This window comes from Alteromonas sp. 07-89-2 (assembly GCF_013113925.1).
Lineage (GTDB): Bacteria > Pseudomonadota > Gammaproteobacteria > Enterobacterales > Alteromonadaceae > Alteromonas > Alteromonas macleodii.
The window spans coordinates 61,711-85,344 of record NZ_VTYM01000008.1 but is presented as its reverse complement, the minus strand read 5'-3'; the positions used below and the strand labels follow the sequence as shown (position 1 = coordinate 85,344).

The window sequence follows — 23,634 nt, the reverse complement described above, 5'->3', positions numbered from 1 at the left end:
TACGAGTACCGACCTAACGTTTTGCCTCTACCCTACTTTGCATAAACTTCATCACATCGCGCCACGACACCATTCCTACTGGATGCCTTTTCGTGTCGACAATAGGAATGCAGGAAATTTTGTGGGTATTAAAAAGCTCAATAGCCGAATAAACTGAGTCACTTGGGTTAAGTGTAATGACTTCACGAGTCATGATTTGGTGCGCTTTTTTATCCAATGTAGCGCGATCAAGCTTTCGTTCGCTTAGGGTATCAACAAAAGGACTAATCGATTTCATCAAGTCTCTGTCAGATATGATCCCCTGCAGCTTATTGTCATGCACCACGACCAAATGATGAAACCCCGTAGCAGCAAAGAGTTCGCGCAATGACTGTAAACTGTCATCCATGTGCACGCTAACCACCCGCGTAGACATAATTTTAGCAATGCTCATTAATACTCCTCATTAATTCCAGCGCTTCGGCTTTAATTTAGTTATAGCAAGCACACGACAATTGTACTCAACATGGGTTTAAACATAGCGACACCTAATTAGGCGTTCACATGTTACGTGTACGGGTTTTCTCCCATAGATACGGCCACACAGAACAAACGTAAATCCAGCTCTAGTTGATGATAATCTGGCTCCATATAGCAGCAAAGTTTATAGAAGGCTTTGTTGTGGTCTTTTTCTTTAAAGTGCGCCAGTTCATGCACTACAAGGGCTTTTAACAAGGCCTCTGGGGCATAGAGTAAATCGTTATTAATGGCCAAGTCGTGTTTGCGCGTTTTACCCTGCATACGGTAAGTATGCGTACCTAGCGCGTTAGTTATCATATCACCTTGCTTTTTAAACGCGGCGCGCCCGAATGGTGGCGCATTTTTTAAGTATCGCTTTTTTAATTCCGTCGCGTACTGATACAGCAATTTGTCGGTGGTTATATCATGGGCCTCTGGGTATTTTTTTAGTAAATAACGCTGTAGCCGATTGTTGGAAATGAGCTGTAAGGCTTGCTCCACAATAGTTGAAGGGTAGCCGTTAAAATACCGAGCATATTCATTCACGTTTTTTCTCCTTTACGGGAGGAATTATAAAGCAAATTGGAGCCGTAGACAGTGAAAGCCGCTTACAAACATTTCTGTTGAAAATAAAAAAACAGCAGTAACAAGAAGTCATATTAGGAATCCCCCCTACAGTAACGACAAGCTAAATGATATGCTGGTCAAACAACGCTCGAAGATACCACTCGCATTTATCAAGCGCTCGGTTAAAAAAATAAAAAAAGCTGACTTTTCATACGTTTTCCTGTTTCTTTACTATTCTTACTGTAACCAGCAGCCCGAAAGTATGATTTTTAGGTGTCAGCAAAGACAAGCTTGAATTTGGATACGCATTGATGATTAAAAAGTCCTTCGCAGTTATCGCTATGGTGATGAGCTTCCTCATTGTTAATAGTGCGTTTGCTGAAATAGAGAACGTAAAGGTTAGTGGTTTTGGCACCGTTGCAACAACAACTTCCGATTCTGACAGGTATCAGTTTCGTTCAGACCGGTCTCAAGCTGAATCGGCGAAAAAAGGCGGCCTTGCATTCAAGCCTTTGAGTTTAGTTGGCGTACAGCTTGATTACAGCGTTTCTGATAACCTAGACTTTGTGGGTCAATTCGTTTATCGAGAGCAAGATGAGCAAAACCTCGATTCGATAACCCAGATGGCTTTTCTAAGATACGATATAACCCCATCGTGGCAAGTAAGAGCAGGAAGACTTGCGGCCGATATTTTTCACTTCAGTGATACCAGAGACGTGTCGATAGCCTTTCCTTGGGTGAAAGTCCCTACCGAGGTTTACGGTATTGTTCCCGCAAGAAGCTTTGATGGAGGAGACATTAGCTACACTAAGCCTTACGACAACTTTAATTTATTGATTAAAGGCTTTTGGGGAAGCGGAGAAAGTGACTTTTCTAGTGACGATTACAACCCGATTACGTTTAATAACTTACGTTCAATTGGTGTTGAATTTGTCTCATTCGACTGGAGCCTTGCTCTTAAACACACCCAAACCGAAGCGGACAGTGACGACGAAGATTTTGCAGTTGTCGCCGCTTCCGTTGCGCAGCTACAGCCATTTTGGAGCGGCGCCATAGACTTTGCTAAAGAAGTAAGCCTTAAAGATACAACCATTCACTATACATCCGTTTACTTCAACCGTTATTTTGACGCGTGGGAGCTTTCTGGAGAACTATCATATATCGATTCGAATTCAATTGCGTTGAGACCCTCTTATAATGGCTTCCTTAACCTCAGCTATCTTTATGGTGCGCATACATTCTACGGTTCGTACTCATTTGCAAAGACAGACACATACTTTCTTAGCCAAGAACAACCTGGCTTCCCAATAAACGAGAGCACTGCTCAACTAGCCGTTTCTGTAGAAGAAGTAGCGAGTAGCTTGGCACATCATCAACAAACACTTTCTCTCGGATGGCGTTGGGATTTGCAAGAGAATCTAGCCTTTAAAGTGCAGCTTGAGCGAACTGATGTTGAAGCTAGAGGAACTGGCCTACGCGCCAGAGATGGTCTTGTTGTAGATGATGAAGATGGGGTTATTCACACCCTCTTTGTTGCGTTAAGTTTCAGCTTTTAGGGGGAGGAGATGACTTTTTATAAACACTTCTCACCCCTACTGGCTGTCGTGCTTGCCTTGTATAGCTTTTCCTCTGTAGCGCAATCACAAGAGAAAATCGTTGTTGTTACTAACTTAAACAATGATGTGCAGGTTTTAGATAAGAAAGGGGTTATAGATCTCTTCATGGGCAAGTACTCGGCTTTCCCTAACGGTAGGCAGGCAACGCCCATCGATATAGAGCTTAACGACGAGCTAAAAGGTCAATTTTATAAATCGCTGGTGGGCCTTCCCCTTGCTCGCGTTAATGCGTATTGGTCTAGACTGAAGTTTTCTGGACGTGTTAAACCACCTGCGATAGAACAAACTATGGAAGATGTCAAACAACGGCTAGAAGACGATGAGTCAGCCTTAGCCTATGTATATGAGTCGTACGTCAGCGACAAAATGAAGGTAGTGTACCGCTTTGATTAACATCCACGGCTTAGGGTTTCGTTTTTCACTCATATTAGTAGCTGCTGCTATGCTGGTAGTACTTACGACCGCCGAATTTTTTTATCGCGCTACGTATGAGCACGAAATTAGTGAAGCGAACAACGATATTCAAGAACTTTACCAAACCGTTGCCGCAACGGCGTCTATCGCTGCTTTTTTAGAAGATGAAGATCTGGCAAAAGAGGCGATCAACGGCTTAGTTAAAAGTGAAAAAATACTCGCTGCGTCTATTAAAAGCGATGCAATGTATTATCAATTCAATGTGAACGATGCCATCAGCAAAGACGTCAAGCCTCGGGTATTTTTGGTGAGGCACCCATTCATTCCTGAAGACACTTTGGCTGAGGTCAATGTTTACCCTAACTTTGCCCACATTATTGAACAGGCGAAAAAGATAAGTACTGACAATAATTATTCGTTGTACATTGAAGCAGTGGTTGTCGGCATTGTTGCGTTGATAATTACCTACTACATCATAATCTCTCCTATGCTTCGCGTGGGCCGTTCACTGCATAAGATTACTCCAGGTACAAAAGAAAGAATTGAAATGCCGGAGTATCACTCCCGAAGTGAAATAGGCGAGCTGGTGCAGGACACCAATCAACTGTTAAACAAAGTCGAAGAGCAATTCACTCAAGAGCGTCAACTTAGGGAAGAAATCGAATTTCTGGAAAAGCGTTTCAGAATGCTTTTTGAAAACGCAAAGTCTGCCACTGTGTTAATGGCGGAAAATGGAATTATCGAGCTTAGAAATAAGGCCTTCAACGACTTGGTAGAAAAGATTGGCCTAGAGGTAAAGCAAGGTTATGGCGAGCTACTTGAGGAGCTATTTGAAGCGCCTACTGCAATGAAAACTTCGCTTTCGGAGGCATTTGCACGCAATGAGTTTGCAACAGGTGAATATAAACTAAAATCAGATAAAACTGACGATGCCACATGGGTTCAACTAATCGCAAGCCCTTTAGTCACTGATGATGGCGAACGCTACTATCAGCTGACGCTGAATGATATTTCTAGTCGAAAACACGAACTCCAGAAACTGGCCTTACAGGCAGACTTCGATGCACTCACAGGTATTTATAATCGCAATGGCGGTGAAAAGCTGATTGCGAAGTTAATGAGAAAAGACCACCACTTCGCTCTCGCGTTAATTGACCTGAACGGCTTCAAAGCGGTGAACGATATTTTCGGTCATGATGCGGGCGACGAAGTACTCATCTTTGTGGCTGAACAGTTACAGGAAAAAATTCGCAAAAACGATGTAGCGATACGTTGGGGCGGCGATGAGTTTGTATTATTACTTCAAGCTGAAGACGAAGTTTCTGTAAAACGCGCCATAGAAAAAGTGAATGACGGGGTAAAGCAACCTTTCTACTTTAACGGCGACCCAGAGCCAACGTTTATTTCAATGAGTGTCGGCGTTTCATTTTTCCCTGCCATGAGCGATGACATGAGTACGTTAATAAAACTGGCTGACATTGCCATGTACAAAGCGAAACAAAACAAGGTCTCAGCACCCAATGACTATCTCTTCTTTGCTGACTCAGCATCGCGTAATGGCAGCCAATAAATGTTGGAGAAAAAAAGCCGAGCAAAAATAGCTCGGCTTCTACGTGAAAGTTATCTACCTGTACTCACTGGGTGTAAACTTCAGTCAAAATACTTTTACGATGACAAAGGTATACAAGAAAACTAGGTTATTAAGCACTACTCCCCAATGGTTTTGCCTAGCATGCGCTTCAATGTGCCATCTTTATCAACGAAATGATGCTTAAGAGCGCCAGCAATGTGTAGCAAGAGTGCGACAATAACGGTATAACCAAGATAGAAGTGTATAGCGCCACCTGCTTTGGAAAGCTCGTAATTTATCGGTAGCGTTTTCTCAGGATCTTCAACACTATAATTTGGCGCGAAAACCTCCAGACCAAAAACTGACAGCCCGTGCCCACCCAATACCGACGCCATCAAGCCTGAAATTGGCATTAAGAGCGTGGCGATAATCAACACCCAGTGCACAACTGACGCTAATTTGTGCTCTATTGGCTTATAGTTAGCAGCAGCGCTAGGCCAACCATTTTTCATGCGCCATACCACACGTGCTAGTGCGACAAAGAGTACAAGAAAACCAATCGCTTTGTGCCAAGGGTATAGTGCATACACACCGTTTTCCGACATGTAAATGCCAGTGGCAAGCAAGCCAATAATGGTTAATCCAACCAACCAATGCAAAAATACCGTAGTGGTAGCAAATTTGTTGTGACTATCGTACTGCATGCGTTCCTCACTTTTATTTTCATATTAAGAACTACGTTTTCCTTAAAGCGTATCTCAATATTGTATATCTCCTCACACATCGTGAGGGATTAACTCTATTTATAAAGCAATTTTTAGACCGTAGGCAGTGCATAGACACAATGAGGGGTTAATACAGGTTCACTCTCTACCCTGCGCTTTGATTGCTCCTTCAAGTGTTTTGTTTAAACTTTTTGCCATGAACTCGCCGTTTCTAAAATGCTTATATCAGCGATAGATTATTTATAAAAACCATCTAGCCAGCGGGATGAATAACACTTAGACTGCAAAGACAAAAATAAAAACGACAGGTATTGCGCCAGCACAATAAAGCAGCGGCGTTCGACATCATTCTACGTTCAATTGATAGACACGTTAATTCATAAGTACATGTGTTAGCGTTGAGCAAAAGGCATAGGTGGTGAAGTACTTTTCATTTTAGTAACAAGGGTTCTCAATTTAATGTCACAACAAAAAGTAGGTTTAGTGGGCTGGCGTGGTATGGTTGGCTCAGTATTAATGCAGCGCATGCAAGAAGAGCAAGATTTCGCGCACATTGAGCCCACCTTTTTCACTACCTCGCAAAAAGGTAGTGCAGCACCAGATTTTGCTGGAAAGGATGCTGGTGTTCTAGAAGATGCGCACGATATCGAAGCGCTGTCTAAACAGGATATCATTATTACCTGTCAGGGCGGCGACTACACAAAAGCCGTGTACAACGATTTAAGAGCCACTGGCTGGAACGGTTATTGGATTGATGCTGCGTCAGCGCTTCGTATGAAAGACGATGCCGTAATTATTCTAGATCCCGTAAACCGTAAAGAAATTGATAGTGGCATTGAAAAAGGCATTCGTACCTACGTAGGTGGAAACTGCACGGTTTCCCTTATGCTTCTGGCACTCGGTGGCCTGTTTGAGAAAGACTTGGTTGAATGGGCTTCGCCAATGACCTATCAAGCCGCTTCAGGTTCAGGTGCACAGCACATGCGTGAGCTAATTAATCAAATGGGTGCAATTCACAGTAATGTGAAAGCTAAAGTTGAAGATCCTGCTACCGCGATTTTAGAAATTGACCAGCAAGTGTCTGAGTTTATTCGAAGCGCAGACTACCCTAGTGAACAGTTCGGTGTTCCGCTTGCGGGTAGCTTAATTCCGTACATCGATTCGCAACTACCTTCAGGTCAAAGCCGCGAAGAATGGAAAGCCCAAGCGGAAGCCAACAAGATTTTAGGCATTAAAGGTAGTGAAGTGCCGATTGACGGTATTTGTGTACGTGTTGGCGCCATGCGCTGTCATAGCCAAGCTATCACACTTAAGCTAAAGAAAGACTTGCCTCTAGCCGAAATTGAAACAATCTTAGCTAACCACAACGACTGGGTAAAAGTAATTCCTAACGATCGCGACGCGACGATGCAAGAACTTACGCCAGCGAAAGTGACCGGTACACTGTCTATTCCCGTAGGCCGTATTCGCAAACTTAACATGGGTCCTGAATATATCTCGGCATTTACTGTCGGCGATCAGCTATTGTGGGGTGCCGCAGAGCCGCTTCGCAGAATGCTGCGCATTGTGCTTGAGCAAAAGTAACGACAAGCCAATAGCTAAATAATCTGAATTTAGAGCGCCTTGCTGTGTCGTTACACGCAAGGCGTTTTTTATCAGACTATAAAAGCCAGAATCACTAGACATCGTAGACACGATAGCGCTATTTTGCCGACTCAGACCAAACAGCAAGCTCATTACCACCAGGCTCGACAAAATGAAAGCGACAGCCCCCCGGGAAGTCAAACAGCGGTTTAGTAATTGCTCCACCTGCTTTTTCTACACATTCTTGCGATTCAGAAATGTTATTGGAATACAGCACCAATAAAGGCGCACCACTTTCTGCCTTCATCACACGTTGTGCAGAAAAAATCCCTCCGTCCATGCCAGCATTGCTAAACGCACTGTATTCACTGCCATAATCGGTAAAACACCAGCCAAACGCACTTTCAAAAAACGCTTTTGAGCGGCGAATATCTAGAGATGCAAATTCGACATAGTTGAGTTTGGTGCTTTCTTGCATGTCACTCTCCTCTTTTTAAAAATTGATGAGCTCATACTATCACCAACTTTAGACTTATTGATTAAATTCTAAACGTGCTTAATCGTTTAACATAAGACAAATAGCATTTATTCGGGTCACTTAGTTTGCAGCATTTTATTAGTTTGGCTTTATTGCTTGCCCTAACTTGGAGTATGGGAACGGTTAGTGCTCATGCATCTATCTCAGACAAGGTCAGCGAAATTAAAGTGGACGTTGAAACCTTAGTCCCTATGCCTATAGGGGCAGCAATAGAAAAGCTTGAAGCTTGGTTGTTATCTGACACATTAACGCAAGATGAAAAAAGAAAAGTGGGCGCGCTTTATGTTCAGTACCAACTCTCGATACACCAACGCCCTTCCGAAAAAATCTTAAATTCGCTGATTGCGTTGCAAGACAACTCGAGTGAAGGGCTTACAATAGCTACTGGTGTAGCAAGAATGTATGGTATTTCAGCAGACTACGACAAAGCCTACGAGCACTTTAACCGCGTTGTTGCAACGCCTGATATTCCACCAAGCGTAAAGGCCTACGCGCTTATTTACCAGGTATTAACTTACAGCGAGGGGCAGGTTTTTGCGCCTAACGCTGAGCTTATCAACACGGTAAACGATATACTAACCAAACATACGCTTACCAAGCTTCGACCATTGTACTATGCAATTGTGGCAGACTACTATCAATCAGTCAGCGCTTATGACATTGCGCTGTCCTACTATGAAAAATCGCTTGATGGCGCCAAAGTTGAAAACCAGCGAATTTTGGTCAGTGACAACCTATACGCCATTGGTATTCTGTATAGAAATCTAGGAGACTATCGCAAGGCCATAGACTACTTTGAGCGCGCCATAGAATTCGATTCACAAATTGATATCAACTATTCTGAGTTCCTTGCCACTTACGGCATCGCCACCACCTATTATCGCTCAGGTAATCTCCAGAAAGCGCTGACACTGTCTGATATCGTTCTTGCTCATCCTCTCTCATCTTCTTTTTACAATAGCGAAATTTATCGTTTAAAAGCGGAAGCTCACCTTAGTTTAGGAGAACTGGATAAGGCGACCAACGCGCTTAATAAAGCACGTGAACTCTACGATGAAAACCGCGAAGCTGAGCAAACGACTTGGCGAGCTCAACTGGACAAAACAGAAGCCTACATCATCGCTGCGAAAGGTGATCACGCGTTGGCATTCAAACAATTTGAGGTTTTCCATGAAGCCTATTTGAATGCCAAGAAATATGAAGACTTAGAGCTAATAAAAAGCGCCAACTTAATTGATCAGATAACCCAAGAGAAAGACAGAGCAAATCAACTTGAGAATGAGAATAAAGCATTCGAGGAAGCGCTTTTGTTGAAAACAGAGGCTCAGCGCACCCAATCACTTTTTTCTACGTTGCTCGCCATACTTATCACACTCACACTAGTAACAATTGTTATCATTTTGATTTTATTGAGTAAATCAAGACAGGCTAATGCGCTTTACTTAACGGCGAAAGAAAAAGCAGAATTAAACAATCGGTTAAAGTCTGAGTTTATTTCTAATATTAGTCACGAGATTCGCACGCCTTTAAATGCCATTATTGGTTTTGGACAAACATTATCGAACCGTGCAGCAGACGTGCAAGCAAAGGATCTCACCAAGAAAATCGTCAATGCGTCTGAAATGCTGCTTCAACTTATTAACGACCTACTCGACTTTTCGAAGATTGAAGCGGGCAAGCTAACGTTGGCTATCAGGCCTCACGACATCAATGAAAGCCTGTGCACATTAGTCGACATATTTTCAGACCAAGCGGAACGCAAAGGATTAGTGCTCCAGCTTCATATCGACAAAAACCTTAATAACGATTTGATGTTTGACGAACTTAGATTTAAGCAAATATTGGCAAACCTAATAAGCAATGCCATCAAGTTTTCTGATAAAGGGATTATAGAAATTGGATTATCCGTATCAGAGTCGAACGATAGTCATTGTGCCCTGCACTGCTGGGTAAAAGACAACGGGATTGGTATTTCGAAAGAAAACCAAGTAAAGCTGTTTACGCCTTTTACGCAAGCTGAAAGCTCCATAGCGAGAAAGTATGGCGGCACAGGCCTAGGGCTTAACATCAGTAATAATCTGCTTAAGCTAATGGGCTCTTCACTAACGCTTGAAAGCGAATTAGAACGAGGCTCTACTTTTTCTTTTGATGTCACGTTTGCTGTTGCAGCAGATATTGATGTTCCGCTGTCTGAGACGACTCAGCAACACGTTTCGCTAGAAGGCGCTCGTGTCCTCCTTGCAGAAGACAACGACATTAATGTTGAAGTAATAAAAGCGCTTCTTGATGAATTCCATTTAGATTTAACACACGTATCAAACGGACAAAAGGCCATTGATGCATTGAAAGCGTGCACTTATGATTTGGTACTAATGGATATTCAAATGCCTGAAGTTGATGGGCTTAGCGCCACACGGCATATAAGAAATGTGCTTAAGTTGAAAACCCCCATCATTGCCCTGACGGCTAACGCCATGCAGCAAGATATCGACAACTGTCATGCGGCAGGAATGGATGCCCATGTGGGCAAGCCCGTAGACAAGGCTCGCCTTGTTAACACACTAGGTGAGTTTCTTGCTCGCCCGGCGTGAGTAGTTAAAAACTGACGTCCCACTGCAGAGAGTAGATGGTCTCGTCCCCTACTTCAGTATTGAACTGATCCAGTGAAACCCTGCTTACCTCTGCGGTTAGTTTGTTTTCGTGGCCATTAAAAAAATAGTTTAATGCTACTGTCTTTTCAAAAAAGCGTTCGTCTTGTTCACTGTCTCGGGGCGAATAGGTCCCGAAGCGCGCAGCCATTTCAAGGGGCTCTGGCCACCAGCTGATTGATTCACTCAAAAAATAACCCGCCTGCACATAATAGCCGCGCAGCGTAGTTTCTCTATTGTTGTCCGCTAAATCCACAATATCTTTTTCATGATATTCCGCTTGAGCATTAAACCCTTTATAAAAATACGCACCATCAATCACAAACTGCTGAATGTCGTACTGACCTTCGATCTCGCCGGCACTAAAGTTGGCTAAATTACCAGCGCCAGACGATGAAAAACGCGTAAACTGGCTTTTGAACTTCGCCCCCGCTATTGCTAGAGCTGCTTTAGGGGTATCTGTTCGTTTAATGTCACTGTTTTTAAACCCGACAGACTCACCTAAGAAATTCCACTGTAATCGCCCTGTATACATATTCTCGCCATCGTGATTGCTATAATCACCACGGCCCGAGCCATTGAATACTCCAACCCAGTAATTGAAATTGGCCGCGCCTGGGCCATCAAAATTACCGTACAGGGATGCCCCCATTTGCCTATCTAGCGTAAATATTCTGTTGATGATTGAACGATCCATCATTTGCTGGCCGCCACTGCTTACACTGCGCTCTCTGGAATACTCGACTTTCCACTGACCAACCTTAAACCGAAGCGCTTCATACTTTTCAAAAGATAGTGTTGCGGTCAGCGTGCGCTGATCGACAGCATCGTATTCCACACCATATTTAATCCAAGGCAATCCAATGTGACCGTCTAATTTGACCCGCGCTCTGTTAACGCCAAATTGATTACCGGCGTTATGCTCAAAGTCAGCACGCTCGGTAGGCTGGCTTATACCGGGATTGGCATAGCGAAACTGAAATCTACCGCGCACGCGCAGTGAGAAGGTATTGTTGTCGCTTTGAAATGAAAGGCCGTTGCCATTGTATTGAGAGAACGTTGCGCTAGATTCGCGCTCGACATCAACCTCAGACGCTACAACCGACGTATGGAAAAGCGACGCCCATAAAGCACTCAACAGAAGACAAGAAGAAAAACGATTTTTAAAAAGCAAAGCAGACTATATATAACGGAAGTTTGCGCGCAGGATATATACTTTAGTTTAAGAATCAAGTGCTCTGACATAAAAATGACACAAAACTGTAATATTTAACGTTGAAATACACCGTTAGATGGTCCTGTCACTTTAACAGTAAAGCATTTGCTGGTAAGTGAGGACTTCCTTTCTGAGCAACTTCGTGTTGTTTGATCAGGTTAACTATATGCTTATTCACTGGCGTAGCTATGTGATTTTTTTCACCGAGCCTGACTATCTCGCCGTTCAAATAATCAATCTCCGTTCGTCGCCCCAGCGCCAAATCTTCATACATTGATGAACGTGCTTCGGGATCTATTTTAAGCGTAGATGAAGCCACCACATTGAATAAAAAATTAGGTAGCTTCATAATTTTTGGCATCAGTTTGGGAATGACCTTACCGGTTCTTGCTGGTGCAATTCCTTCCGCTTTTAGTACTGCTAACGCCTCTGACAACACCTTTGCCATAACTAACCTATATTGCCTATCCCCTAGCTGTGATTTCAGCGGTATACCCGACAACGCGTTTACTGCGTTATTCAAGTTCATAATAAGTTTGCCGTACTGTACAGCTTTCATATCGTTATAAACCGTAACGGGCAACGACGCGTTGTTAAGCGCTTTTATGATGTCACTACATTGGTTATTGGGGTCTTCAAGAGCAATATTACCCTCAGTACCACAGTGAAAATGGCCGTTACCTTTATAAAAAACATTGAAAGGCACCATACCTGCAATTACGCATTGTTTTATGTGCTGGCGAAGCAGGTGTGCATTACCCACTCCGTTTTGAAGACTGACTACGACTGCTGATTGCTTTGCATGCTGATTGATTATCGCAGCAGCCTGCTCGGTATCTTGGCTTTTAACGCAAAGCAAAATGACGTCAGCATCAACTAAACTATCGTTCTCAATTGAAAAAGCGATATGCTCAGGCTTTGTTAGCTGCTCACGCCCTTGCCAATCCGTTACTTTAAGACCATTGGCAGTAATATCATCATATAAACGCTGACGGCCAATGAGCGTAAGCGCATTAGCGGCGCTCAATGTGGGGTCAGAGGCTAACAGGCAGCCCGCTACATAACATCCAATACTTCCCGCACCTAACACGGCAATTTTCATTATTGACTCCCAATGAAAGTTTAGCTTTCAATACTTTGTTAGACTGCGATTAAACGATCAAAATGTAAACACAGAAATCACAATTAAATAACAAAAAGTGTTTCAGTATCAGTTATTTCCTATCAGTCCGATTTATTCTTTCAATTTTCTCCGGCGTCGTGATCTCCCTACAATTAGACCAGGTAGTCAATTTATAGTCATGGTCAAATAGAGGGTTATCATGTCGGGTCAACAATCTGCTCCTTCTCTCGCTTATTCAAAAGCACACAATGCTGAAATGTCGAACAATGGCAAAGTTGCCTTGGTTGCGGAAGGTGGTGGACAACGAGGAATTTTCACGGCAGGCGTACTCGATACATGGTTAGATGCCGGACACGACCCTTTCGATATTCTTATTGGCACATCAGCAGGTTCACAGAACTTAACGAGCTTTGTGGCGCGTCAAAAAGGCTATGCAAAACGTCTTATTCGCGGCTTAACTCGACACAAACGCTTTTTTCAAATGGGAAGAGGTTTAATGGGTAAGCATATTGTCGATTTAGATTGGTATTTTGACAAAACCCAAGAAGCGAACCGTTTACTTGATCTGGATACTGCGAAAGCTAATGTTGCGGACAGAGAAATTTTATTTACCGCCACAAATTCCAGAGACAGACAGGCGTATTTTCTCGATCCGATGAAAAGTACTCACAACTGGGTCGATCTAATCAAGGCTTCGAGCGCCCTCCCCTTACTTTACAAACAGGGCGTACCGCTGCACATTGACGTCGAGACGAAACAGGCAGCCAATACCGATTTCTTTCTAGACGGTGGTTTGGCTGCACCGTTGCCTGTTACCGAAGCGTACAAGCGCGGCGCGACGAAAATCGTAGTTATTCGCACCGTAGAAAGAGGCTTTCAAGTACAGTCGCCTTGGCTACAAAAGTTAAGCGCGGTAATGTGCGCAACGGGCACGTGCCCAAAGACCATCGACTATCTGCTGCAGCACGAACAAGCGTATCAAAAAGAATTGGCATTTATTGAAAACCCGCCAGAAGGCGTAGAGGTTATTCAAATTATTGCGTCAGATAAGCTTCAAAGTAAATTGTTAGGTAGTACAGACGCACAACTTCGTCATGATTATAAGCTTGGTAAGCAAGCTGGAAGTGCCTTTTTAGAAACCGAAAACAAAGTCATTGCTTACCAGCTAGAGGAAAACAGACAGCCTGTTGCTTCGTTTTTCGATGTAACTGATACACCCAAGGGCATGCATAGTAAAGACAGCGCTAATTATAGTGTGAAATCAGAACATGCTATATTAAATGGTAAACGTCCAATTAAGTTGCCTTTCCCAGCACGTCGAACAGGCAAGATAGATAAAGTAGACAAAGAGAATAGAATCTCCGCGTAGTCCGTTTACTCATTTGATAAAGGGTGCTTGGCAGCAGGTGCCTTTTCTCTATTCTGCTACTCTTTCAGTAATATTTCTGTGCTATTTCGGTGCTTGGTTCGCCATGTTTACATAATGACTTAGCAAGCCCCTCTCCCGTGCTTGCCTCTATTAACGGCAAACGGGTTGACATTGTCTGGCAGAATATTTATAACGCGCTCACCCACATAATCATTAAATGTAACCATGTCAGAATTATCAACACCCGTAAAACAAACTGAAGCCCATAAACTTATCGACAGCCTATTGAAGTCGAACGACCCAACTGCTGATCTAGATAAGATTGCTGAAGAATTCAACATTGCGAATTGGGGACAGTCTAACGCTGTTTCTGCTGATTTATACTCAGCAGTTAGAGACTTGCTTGGCAAAGGCGTTGTAACTGGTAATGACCTAGTTTCTGGAAAAGACACCATGGACCCGATTGTACATAAAGTACAAGCGGAGACAGACAAGCTTATTGCTAACCCAAGTGATGCAGACGCTGATCGCGTTCAAACGTTTGTACTTGGCTTCCTACGCACGTTCGTGAGTCAATTACTTCACCCAGGTACAAAGAAAGCGATTTATGCGAAAAAGCTTCCTGACCTAATCAAGCTTCACCAGCAGGTTGCTAAGTAATCAGCAATGGCGCGACGTCAGAGGTGAGAAGCCATTGACTTTAGCATGCAAGTGTCGCAATAAATTCGTTTGAACAGAAACCTGCTACACAGCGGGTTTCTTTTTAGGTAAGCGAAAAGTATTGGCCCGTTAATCAGCGCTAATCAAGAGAGACACAAAAAAACCGGCCTAAAGCCGGTTTTTTGTATTTGGCGGAGAGAGAGGGATTCGAACCCTCGATACGCTATAAACGTATACACACTTTCCAGGCGTGCGCCTTCAGCCACTCAGCCATCTCTCCAAATTTTGTATCAAGAAGATTTCAACTACGAAAACCCTTGAGCGCGCGTATAGTAGGTAAAGCCGCGCGCTTAATCAAGAACTTGCTGGAAAATATTCAACAAGTGCTTATAAAACGTGCGCTTATAGCCCGCCTTTCGCTTTTAACTCGGCTGAGAAGTTAAGCATGCGATCAAGTGGAATAAGTGCACCTTTACGCAATTCATCATCAACAAAGATTTCGTGCCCATCAGTTTCGCCCGTTAAAGACGCCTTAATCGCCTCTAAGCCGTTCATTGCCATCCAAGGGCAGTGAGCACAGCTTTTACACGTAGCGCCGTTACCGCCCGTTGGAGCCTCTATAAACGTCTTCTCTGGGGTAAGTTGTTGCATCTTGTAGAAGATGCCTTTGTCAGTGGCAACAATGAAGGTATCGTTGTCCATGGTTTGCGATGCTTTTATAAGCTGACTGGTTGAGCCAACTGCATCTGCCATTTCTACCACGCTGGCTGGTGATTCAGGGTGAACTAGAACCGCTGCGTTTGGATATAGCGCCTTCATATCGCCAAGCTTTTGCGCAGAGAACTCGTCGTGAACAATACACTCGCCCTGCCACATTAACATGTCAGCACCGGTTTGCTTTGCGATGTAAGAGCCTAGGTGTCTGTCTGGACCCCAAATGATCTTCTTGCCTTGACTGTCTAAGTGCTCAACAATTTCCAGCGCGATGCTTGACGTTACTACCCAATCAGCGCGCGCTTTCACAGCAGCCGAAGTATTCGCGTAAACCACAACGGTGTGATCAGGATGTTGGTCACAAAACTCGCTGAACTCTTTTACCGGGCAACCGATATCAAGGGAACAGGTCGCTTCAAGGGTAGGCATTAGCACGGTCTTTTCTGGGCTAAGAATTTTTGCCGTCTCGCCCATAAAGCGAACGCCAGCAACAATTAATGTTTGCTCTTCTACATCTCTACCAAATCGCGCCATTTCTAACGAGTCCGCTACACAACCGCCGGTTTCTTCAGCAAGCGCCTGAATTTCATGGTCGGTGTAATAGTGTGCGACAAGCACAGCGTTGCGAGCCTTAAGTAAGGCTTTGATCTCTGCCTTTAACTCAGCTTTACGTGCTTCTGATAATGGCTGTGGTTTTGCTGGGAACGGGTACTCTACCTGATCCACTCGAAATGCTACTGACATTAACCTACATCTCTGTTGCGACAAGGGTGCGGATTATACCGAACTGTCATAAAAATTACATACTACCTATTCAACATAAGCGTAATTAAATAGTCGTATTTGTACTTACCTTTCTACTACATGGGGTTAAGTTAACCAGATCAAAGTAAAAATGAGATAAGTGACAGTGCAAAGCGAAATATAAGTTAGATTTCAGAAAGTGCGATTTGAGTAGCGTTGTTTGAACATTAAGAAGACTTGATGGTGGGTCGTGCTGGATTCGAACCAGCGACCAATTGATTAAAAGTCAACTGCTCTACCAACTGAGCTAACGACCCATCAAGTGACACAAAGATAAGTTTAGCAATTCAAATGATGGTGGGTCGTGCTGGATTCGAACCAGCGACCAATTGATTAAAAGTCAACTGCTCTACCAACTGAGCTAACGACCCATCATTTGATGCTAGGAGAGAAAGTGGTGGGTCGTGCTGGATTCGAACCAGCGACCAATTGATTAAAAGTCAACTGCTCTACCAACTGAGCTAACGACCCTTTCTTTCCTGTTGTTGCCTGTGTCTTGGCAACGGCGGCATATAATACTCAGATTTTTATCCGACGCAACCCATAACGTCCTTTTATTTTCATTTTTCTGTCAAATTACGACTAAACGGTCAAAATGAAAACAAATCGCTGGGTATTTATACCAGTACTAAATGAGTTTAGTCAGGTTTCTACGAAATACAGTGAAATTTGGTGCAGAAGTTTTATGCACTCTAAACAGAATTTTTTGAAAAAAACTTTTCTCTAACTCATAAAAAAGCCTCTTTAAAAGAGGCTTTGTTCATTACAAGTTATTTAACCGAGATTCAGCGAGGCGTTTGGCTGAAGAATCAGGGTAATCATTTACAACTTGTTGGAACAGCTGACGCGCTGTTGAACTGTCTCCCGTTCGCTCAGCAATGACACCTAGTTTTAATAAGGCGTCAGGACGCTTAGCAGAATCGGTAAAGCGATTAGCTACAATATTAAATTGCTCACTTGCTTCGCTCCACTGCTGTTTATTAAACAACAGTTGCCCTAACCAATAGTGCGCGTTTGGTGCGTAACCACTGTTGGGAAAGCGCGAAATGAACGATTGAAACGCAGGAATGGCTTTATCGTACTCACGAGACTTAAGGATCAGATTCACTGCATTTTCATACGCTTCGTCTTCACCTGCTTGCGGCGCTTGCGTTGGCGTAGATGCTGCTGGAGAGCTTACAGAGCCCGAATCAACACCTGCACTAGGCATGGCACTACCTTGTAGCGCGCCGCTTTGCTTAAGTGCTTCCACGCGTTTATCTATTTCAAGGTAAAGCTCACGCTGACGCTCAAGTACTTTTTGAAGTTCATTGGTATTGACTTCAACCGCACCACGCAGCTGGTCGACTTCCATTTGCATATTGTCTAGTTGCGTTTGAAGCCTGTGTTGCATTTCGGTTCGGCTCTTAACAATACGCTCTAGCACAACAATACGCTGTTCTAATTCACTGCCGCCATTGGCGTCTACCACAGGCGCTTGCGCAAATGCGGTAGAAACAGCAAGGGCGGCACATAAAGTGACGCCCATTTTTAATGTCTTATTCGTTAGAATAGTCATTAGCGGTAAACAACCACTCCGCGACGGTTTTGAGCAAATGCATACTCAGTAGAACCCATCACTGCTGGTTTTTCTTCGCCGTATGAAACTACTGTTACTTGGCTGCTGCTTACGCCAGCATTAAGTAGGTAAGTTTCAACAGACTGTGCACGACGTTCGCCTAGCGCAATGTTGTACTCTGGCGTACCACGACTGTCTGTGTGACCTTCAATAGTCACTTTAGTGCTTGGGTTTTTCACCAAGAACGCCGCGTGCTTGTCTAGAATACGCTGGAACTCTGGCTTGATGCTTGAGCGGTCAAAGTCAAAGTAAACGGTTTGTTCGTTTTTCAGCGCTTCCATTTCTTGCTGAACCATTTCTTCCTGACGCTTCATACGCTGTGCAGCTTCTGCTTTAACGCGCTGTGCTTCTGCTTCACGTGCTTCCGCTTCCGCAGCCGCTTGTTCTTGTGCAAGGCGGTTACGCTCTGCTGCCAATTCTTCTTCGCTAGGGCCTGAAGAACATGCCATCATTGTCACTACTGGCAATGCGATAATGAAGCTCTTCATCACTTTATTCATTTGCATCCTACTAATCCTTAAATTTTATTGTTTAGTCGTTAAATTGTTAGAACAAAAATGGTGACCAACTTGGCGATTTAACTTGCCCATTGGCTGCTGGTAACCTAGCTTTAAAACGCCCATCTAAAGAAACCAGTGACAACACTTGGGTTCCCTCGTGAAGGGTGCTGTATATAATCATGCTTCCATTCGGCGCTACGCTTGGTGATTCATCTAAGTACGTCCGTGTCAGTACTTGAGGTGATCCACCATCCAAAGACTGCTTCGCAATGTGATAGTTCCCATTGGTTTGGTTAACCATAATCATTTGCTTGCCGTCTGGGGAAATCGTACCGCCAAGGTTCTGTTCACCTACAAAGGTAACTCGCCTTACTTTCCCAGAATTTAAATTTACGCTATATATCTGGGGTTTACCACCCCGTTCCGAGCTAAATATTAACCCACTGCCGTCTGGTAGCCACGCGGGCTCCGTATCAATCGCTCTATTTCGTGTTACTCGGCGAAGATTTTTTGTCGCTAAGTCCATCACATAGAGTTCAGGGTTTCCATCTTTCGATAAAACCATTGCAAGTTGCTTGCCATCTGGTGAAAACACCGGGCTACTATTTATTCCAGGGAAATCAGTAATGCGCGTACGCTCGCTGGTGTAGATATTCTGAATGAATATTTGCGGTCTACGATTTTCAAAACTAACGTAGGCAAGCTTCTCGCCATCAGGCGACCACACTGGCGACATAAGCGGCTCTGGCGAAGACAATAAGCGCGTTTCGTTCTCACCATCGTAGTCTGCAATGACTAATTGGTAAGGTTTTTCTACCGTGTCACGGTCGCGAACAATGACGTAAGCAATTTTCGTTAAAAATGCACCGCGAACACCGGTCAATTTTTCATACACAATGTCGCTAATTCGATGCGCATACTGGCGAAAATCTCGGCCGTTGATCACTGCCTGACGGGCAGCTAGTACGTGATCATTACTCGATACCAAATTGCCGTCTTTGAGTACTTTAGCTTGCCCATTGTCAACTTGCCCTTTAAGTACATCAATCAACTCATAGGATACAAGGTAACGGTCGCCTCCTTGTGGCTCAATACTTCCTACTAAAACCGTGTCCACACCTAAGGTTGCCCATGCAGTGAAAGACACTTGCTCCGCTGTCTCCGGGTACTGTGGCATTTTGTCGACAGATACCGGGTTAAACTTACCACTACGCATTAAGTCGGCCATCACCACTTTAGAAATATCGCCAGGCATACTGCCCTGACCTTTCCATTTAAATGGCACAACCCCGATTGGACGTGCACTATCTACGCCCTCGGTTATCACAATTTCTAAGGATGCAAACACTTTGGCACTGAATGCCATCGTAATAAGCGCTATCCATAAACCTAGTTTTTTCATACCACTATAATTCCACTTTTAAAGTAATGTCTTTTAACTGCTCGTAAACGTCTGGCGCATCAGATACCGGTAACTTTTCAGCCCTGCGAACCGCGCTTTCAGCCGCTCTACACAGCGCATCATTGCCGCCGAGTACACGAATACTCGTAACAAACCCTGTCGTTGCTAATCGAATATTCAATCGACAGGTTTTACCTTGATAGCTGTCGTCCGAATACAAATTACGCTTTATGGTTTGCTGAATAAGCGCGGTATAACGCTCTACTTCAGTAAGTACCTGTTTTCGCCTACGTTCTTGCTGAGCAGCTTGTTCTTTTGCAAGCTGCTCTTGCATGATCCTTTCCATTTCAGCGCGTTCAGCTGCTTCTTTTTTCTTTCGCTCAGCCTCAGCTTTCGCTTTTGCTTCGCGCTCCTTACGCTCTTGTTCCTTCTGCGCCGCTAAGCGCTCCAAGTCTTTCTGACGTTTCGCTTCAGCCGCTTCTGCTTCACGCTTCTCTTTCGCACGCTTGGCTGCTAGCTGCTGCTGGCGTTTTTTCTCTGCCGCGGCTTCTGCTTTTCTTTGCCTTTCTTGCTTTTCGGCTCTTGCTTGAGCTTCAGCTTGTGCCTGCTCCCTTTTTTGATCCGCAATCGCTTGCGCATCAATAAACGTCGCTTCTATCACAGGCGCATTCGACGGCATACTTGGCAACGGGTCGGGAGAGAAACTGACGCTAATTAGCAACAGCGCAGCAATAAAAAGATGCAAACCAATGGACTTGTACAAGCCTACTTGTTCTGGGCTTATACTGTTGGCTTGCTTGGCACTTTTGCCGTTCTTTTTATCACCACTTACACCGTTACTCGCATTGTTTGAGTGGCTAGCGGTTGACGTGCTTTTCGACACTTCAGGTTTCGACATATCTATATTACTCAACCGGATCCGTCATTAACCCTACTGAAGGCACACCCGCCTGCTGTAATAACACCATTAGCTGTATCACTTCGTTATACGCTACTTGTCCATCGCCTTTTACCACTACGGGCGTATTGGGCTCTTTGGTCAACTGTGCTTTTACAATAGCGCCAAGCTCTTCTTCGCTAATTGGCGATTCCTGGTCTTCGCCTACATTAAGGAAGTAGCGACCTTTAACATCCACTGACGCAATAATAGGTGGTGTATCTTCTTGCTCTATCGGGTTGGCACTTGCTTTAGGCAAATCTACCTTTACCCCTTGAGAAATAAGCGGCGCCGTTACCATAAAGATAATAAGCAACACCAACATCACGTCGATGTAGGGCACTACGTTTATCTCTGATACCGGCCTGCGGCGTTTTCTTACGTACATAACAAGTACTCCGTTTGGAATGTAAACGCTTAGGCTTGTTGTTGTGCTTGCGCAGCAACGGCTTGGCGATGAAGGATTGCAGAGAACTCTTCCATGAAGTTGCCGTAGCTATTTTCAAGCTTCTCAACCTGATGGCTGAAACGGTTGTAGGCAATAACCGCAGGGATAGCAGCAAACAGGCCGATAGCAGTTGCAATAAGTGCTTCTGCAATACCCGGCGCTACCATAGCAAGGGTAGCTTGCTGCACTTCACCTAATGCGATGAAGGCATTCATGATCCCCCACACAGTTCCAAATAGACCGATGTAAGGACTAATTGAGCCCGCCGTGGCTAAAAAGGGTAGACGACTTTCTAATTCTTCGACTTGGCGAGACATAGAAACGCGCATGGCACGGTATGTACCGTCAACTATGCCGTTGGTGGGGGTGTTAGATTTGCGCAGGCGAACAAACTCTTTAAAGCCTGAGCAAAAGATGCTGCCCATGCCTGTTAGGTTAGTTCTGGCGGAAAGCTCTTGATAAAGACGATTCAGGTCAGCGCCTGACCAGAACTTATCTTCAAACTGACGCATTTCGTTGCGTGCCGCCGACAACGCTTTACTGCGTTGGAAGATAAACGTCCACGACGCTATCGACACGCTTAGTAACAAAAGCATAACTAGTTGAACAATAAAACTCGCTTGTAAAAACAAGCCAATAAAAGTGAGATCAGATGACACGCGAAATTTCCCCTAACAAAGTACGTGGTAATCTTTTTGGCTTCATAACGGCCAAATCGACGCAGGCAACCTTGATATCTCCCGATACCAATGTAACGCCTTGTTCATTTTTAATAATTTGTTGAAACGTCATACTAGCGCCTTTCAATTCTACAACGCGAGTTTCAATACTCAACAGTTGATTGAACCGTGCAGGCGCATAGTTATGCATTTCAACGTGTTTGACGACGAAAGCGATGGATTGTTCCATCAGCGTGTCTTGTTCAAAACCTAGCTCGCGAAGCCACTCTGTACGGGCTCGCTCCATAAACTTTAGGTAATTCGCATAATAGACGATACCGCCTGCATCGGTATCTTCGTAATACACTCTTACCTGATGTAAATGCATAACTATTCCTTCACCCAAAAATTTAATAATCCAAATCGAAGTTAAAATAACTAATTAGCGCGACAAAATGCAGAACAAAAATACTCCACAAGCCCCACCAAAGCTAACATTTAATCAAAAGTAAACCAATATTAAACACCCAGTTAACACATTAGTTTTTCTAATTCAAAACAACAATTTTACTCAATTGTGCTTTTTTCTGTGCTCCCTATAATGCACAGCATCAGTCGTACAGAGCGTGATGGTGCTTAGCACGGTCATGCAAGAGTTATTCTCCTGTTAGACATGAGTTCCCTGGATTTATTTCCTTCAACACTTGTTGTTTTAGCCCGCTCAATGAGCGGGCTTTTTTTTGCCTGTAATTTAGCATCGATACAAAACAAAATATTGGCGGCCCATGCTTAAGGTGCGCTATGCAATAATTCGCCATCCAATCTTAATGCTCTGAACTTACAGCTTCCCCCATACGAGCATTTACTTGTAGCGTTTGAAACGGCTTCTGTATTTTCTGTGTTGCCAAAAAAAGCCCAGCAATTCTGCTAGGCCTTTAAAACGAATCTAAACCTTCTTACAAAGGGACGGTAAATTATTCAGACGGAGCGAAACCAAAATGAAGATAAGCGCGCTGCGACACAATACGGCCTCGAGGCGTGCGCTGTAAAAAGCCCTGCTGAATAAGGAAGGGTTCAATCACGTCTTCTATGGTTTCTTTTTCTTCACCAATGGCTGCTGCCAAATTGTCTAAGCCTACTGGCCCACCATCAAACTTTTCGATAATAGCAGTAAGCAATTTACGATCCATGTAATCGAAACCTTCTTTATCAACGTCAAGCATATCCAGTGCCTTCGCTGCCGTATCGGCCCCCACCGTGCCGTCTGCTTTAATTTCTGCGTAGTCTCGAACACGGCGTAATAAACGATTGGCAATACGCGGCGTGCCACGCGAGCGACGAGCCACTTCTTGCGCGCCTTCCTCGTTCATGTCTAAATTAAGGTAGCTGGCGCTTCTTGCCACAATACTGGTGAGGTCTTTTACGTTGTAAAACTCAAGGCGCTGCACAATACCGAAACGGTCGCGTAACGGCGACGTTAGCGAGCCTGCGCGGGTGGTAGCACCTACCAGCGTAAAAGGAGGAAGGTCTAGCTTAATTGAACGGGCGGCAGGCCCCTCGCCTATCATAATATCAAGCTGGTAGTCTTCCATGGCAGGATAAAGAATTTCCTCTACCACTGGGCTCAAGCGATGTATTTCGTCTATGAACAATACATCGTTGCGCTCAAGGTTGGTAAGTAGTGCGGCCAAATCCCCAGCTTTCTCAAGCACAGGGCCTGACGTGGTTTTAATGTTCACGCCCATTTCATTTGCCACAATATTTGCAAGCGTGGTTTTACCCAGTCCTGGCGGACCGAAAATAAGTAGATGGTCTAGCGCATCGTCGCGATTACGCGCAGCTTGAATAAAAATTTCCATTTGCTCACATACGTGAGGCTGCCCCGTATAGTCTTCCAGCATTTTAGGGCGAATGGCGCGGTCGATGACCTCGTCTTCGGTGCTTGCTTCAGGCGTAATCAGTCTGTCGGCTTCAATCATGATAGTTCTACTTTAAACGGTAACGTGAAGACAGACTAACAGCCG

General features: G+C 44.3%; 22 protein-coding genes and 4 tRNA genes. 7 read left to right on the top strand and 19 right to left on the bottom strand.

Translation table 11 applies throughout. From position 1 onward, the window contains the following. Window positions 1–13: 13 nt before the first annotated feature. Both F0261_RS07515 and F0261_RS07510 read right to left on the bottom strand, forming a co-directional pair. Window positions 14–433 carry a CBS domain-containing protein gene (locus F0261_RS07515; protein ID WP_014978778.1) on the bottom strand — a complete coding sequence of 140 codons (420 nt, stop codon included), beginning with the start codon at window positions 431–433 and terminating at the stop codon, window positions 14–16. Between the two features lie 113 nt (window positions 434–546). Next, the gene (locus F0261_RS07510) at window positions 547–1,044 is read right to left on the bottom strand and encodes a YgjP-like metallopeptidase domain-containing protein (protein ID WP_171337601.1); all 498 of its coding nucleotides are present in this window, start codon (window positions 1,042–1,044) and stop codon (window positions 547–549) included. A gap of 332 nt (window positions 1,045–1,376) precedes the next feature. Here F0261_RS07510 and F0261_RS07505 point away from each other — a divergent pair, with 332 nt between their 5' ends. Genes F0261_RS07505 through F0261_RS07495 form a run of 3 tightly spaced genes read left to right on the top strand, consistent with a single transcriptional unit; the run spans window position 1,377 to window position 4,665 of the window. Then, entirely contained in the window at window positions 1,377–2,621 is a 1,245-nt protein-coding gene (locus tag F0261_RS07505) for a hypothetical protein (RefSeq protein WP_171337600.1), read from the top strand. Window positions 2,622–2,630: 9 nt separating this feature from the next. Then, entirely contained in the window at window positions 2,631–3,074 is a 444-nt protein-coding gene (locus F0261_RS07500) for a hypothetical protein (protein WP_171337599.1), read from the top strand. After that, on the top strand, window positions 3,067–4,665 hold the full coding sequence (locus tag F0261_RS07495; RefSeq protein WP_171337598.1) for a sensor domain-containing diguanylate cyclase: 1,599 nt from the start codon (window positions 3,067–3,069) through the stop codon (window positions 4,663–4,665). Before F0261_RS07500 ends, F0261_RS07495 begins: the two co-directional genes overlap by 8 nt. A gap of 137 nt (window positions 4,666–4,802) precedes the next feature. On the opposite strand, the gene F0261_RS07490 is transcribed toward F0261_RS07495, so the two are convergent. Continuing rightward, a complete protein-coding gene (locus F0261_RS07490) occupies window positions 4,803–5,369 on the bottom strand; it encodes a cytochrome b (protein WP_014948879.1) in 567 nt (188 codons plus the stop codon). Between the two features lie 480 nt (window positions 5,370–5,849). On the opposite strand from F0261_RS07490, the gene asd reads away from it, so the two are divergent. Continuing rightward, a complete protein-coding gene (gene asd / locus F0261_RS07485; RefSeq protein WP_014948878.1) occupies window positions 5,850–6,974 on the top strand; it encodes an aspartate-semialdehyde dehydrogenase in 1,125 nt (374 codons plus the stop codon). A 118-nt stretch (window positions 6,975–7,092) separates the two neighbouring features. Here the strand turns inward: asd and F0261_RS07480 are convergent, their stop codons facing one another. Further along, the gene (locus tag F0261_RS07480; RefSeq protein WP_014948877.1) at window positions 7,093–7,452 is read right to left on the bottom strand and encodes a VOC family protein; all 360 of its coding nucleotides are present in this window, start codon (window positions 7,450–7,452) and stop codon (window positions 7,093–7,095) included. Between the two features lie 173 nt (window positions 7,453–7,625). On the opposite strand from F0261_RS07480, the gene F0261_RS07475 reads away from it, so the two are divergent. Further along, the gene (locus F0261_RS07475; protein WP_171337597.1) at window positions 7,626–10,103 is read left to right on the top strand and encodes an ATP-binding protein; all 2,478 of its coding nucleotides are present in this window, start codon (window positions 7,626–7,628) and stop codon (window positions 10,101–10,103) included. A 4-nt stretch (window positions 10,104–10,107) separates the two neighbouring features. On the opposite strand, the gene F0261_RS07470 is transcribed toward F0261_RS07475, so the two are convergent. Then, window positions 10,108–11,298, bottom strand: a complete 1,191-nt coding sequence (locus F0261_RS07470) for an OprO/OprP family phosphate-selective porin (protein ID WP_253819270.1) — start codon at window positions 11,296–11,298, stop codon at window positions 10,108–10,110. A 163-nt stretch (window positions 11,299–11,461) separates the two neighbouring features. Then, window positions 11,462–12,478, bottom strand: coding sequence for a 2-dehydropantoate 2-reductase (locus F0261_RS07465; RefSeq protein ID WP_014978771.1), 1,017 nt, complete (start codon window positions 12,476–12,478; stop codon window positions 11,462–11,464). 220 nt (window positions 12,479–12,698) lie between these two features. Here F0261_RS07465 and F0261_RS07460 point away from each other — a divergent pair, with 220 nt between their 5' ends. Then, the gene (locus F0261_RS07460) at window positions 12,699–13,868 is read left to right on the top strand and encodes a patatin family protein (RefSeq protein ID WP_171337595.1); all 1,170 of its coding nucleotides are present in this window, start codon (window positions 12,699–12,701) and stop codon (window positions 13,866–13,868) included. A 225-nt stretch (window positions 13,869–14,093) separates the two neighbouring features. Next, complete coding sequence (locus F0261_RS07455) at window positions 14,094–14,528, top strand: hypothetical protein (RefSeq protein ID WP_171337594.1); 435 nt, start codon at window positions 14,094–14,096, stop codon at window positions 14,526–14,528. Window positions 14,529–14,717: 189 nt separating this feature from the next. Here the strand turns inward: F0261_RS07455 and F0261_RS07450 are convergent. The 13 genes from F0261_RS07450 to ruvB all read right to left on the bottom strand — a co-directional run bounded on the left by F0261_RS07450 (window position 14,718) and on the right by ruvB (window position 23,589). Further along, a tRNA-Ser gene (locus F0261_RS07450) sits at window positions 14,718–14,808 on the bottom strand. Between the two features lie 122 nt (window positions 14,809–14,930). Beyond that, the gene (nadA, locus tag F0261_RS07445; protein ID WP_171337593.1) at window positions 14,931–15,986 is read right to left on the bottom strand and encodes a quinolinate synthase NadA; all 1,056 of its coding nucleotides are present in this window, start codon (window positions 15,984–15,986) and stop codon (window positions 14,931–14,933) included. Between the two features lie 241 nt (window positions 15,987–16,227). Further along, a tRNA-Lys gene (locus F0261_RS07440) sits at window positions 16,228–16,303 on the bottom strand. A gap of 38 nt (window positions 16,304–16,341) precedes the next feature. Further along, window positions 16,342–16,417: transfer RNA gene (locus F0261_RS07435), tRNA-Lys, on the bottom strand. Between the two features lie 24 nt (window positions 16,418–16,441). After that, a tRNA-Lys gene (locus F0261_RS07430) sits at window positions 16,442–16,517 on the bottom strand. A 292-nt stretch (window positions 16,518–16,809) separates the two neighbouring features. Next, window positions 16,810–17,604 (bottom strand): tol-pal system protein YbgF, encoded by a 795-nt coding sequence (gene ybgF, locus F0261_RS07425; RefSeq protein ID WP_171337592.1) that lies wholly within the window; start codon window positions 17,602–17,604, stop codon window positions 16,810–16,812. Further along, on the bottom strand, window positions 17,604–18,170 hold the full coding sequence (gene pal / locus F0261_RS07420) for a peptidoglycan-associated lipoprotein Pal (RefSeq protein ID WP_014948870.1): 567 nt from the start codon (window positions 18,168–18,170) through the stop codon (window positions 17,604–17,606). Before pal ends, ybgF begins: the two co-directional genes overlap by 1 nt. 40 nt (window positions 18,171–18,210) lie before the next feature. Next, complete coding sequence (gene tolB / locus F0261_RS07415; RefSeq protein WP_014948869.1) at window positions 18,211–19,566, bottom strand: Tol-Pal system beta propeller repeat protein TolB; 1,356 nt, start codon at window positions 19,564–19,566, stop codon at window positions 18,211–18,213. Between the two features lie 4 nt (window positions 19,567–19,570). Continuing rightward, the gene (gene tolA / locus F0261_RS07410; protein WP_171337591.1) at window positions 19,571–20,464 is read right to left on the bottom strand and encodes a cell envelope integrity protein TolA; all 894 of its coding nucleotides are present in this window, start codon (window positions 20,462–20,464) and stop codon (window positions 19,571–19,573) included. Between the two features lie 7 nt (window positions 20,465–20,471). Continuing rightward, window positions 20,472–20,891 (bottom strand): protein TolR, encoded by a 420-nt coding sequence (gene tolR / locus F0261_RS07405; protein WP_014948867.1) that lies wholly within the window; start codon window positions 20,889–20,891, stop codon window positions 20,472–20,474. A gap of 29 nt (window positions 20,892–20,920) precedes the next feature. Then, window positions 20,921–21,610, bottom strand: coding sequence for a protein TolQ (gene tolQ, locus F0261_RS07400; RefSeq protein ID WP_171337590.1), 690 nt, complete (start codon window positions 21,608–21,610; stop codon window positions 20,921–20,923). Beyond that, window positions 21,600–21,998, bottom strand: a complete 399-nt coding sequence (gene ybgC, locus F0261_RS07395) for a tol-pal system-associated acyl-CoA thioesterase (protein WP_014948865.1) — start codon at window positions 21,996–21,998, stop codon at window positions 21,600–21,602. The genes tolQ and ybgC overlap by 11 nt, the downstream gene beginning before the upstream one ends. Before the next feature lie 586 nt (window positions 21,999–22,584). Further along, the gene (ruvB, locus tag F0261_RS07390; protein WP_156078106.1) at window positions 22,585–23,589 is read right to left on the bottom strand and encodes a Holliday junction branch migration DNA helicase RuvB; all 1,005 of its coding nucleotides are present in this window, start codon (window positions 23,587–23,589) and stop codon (window positions 22,585–22,587) included. Window positions 23,590–23,634 lie beyond the last annotated feature (45 nt).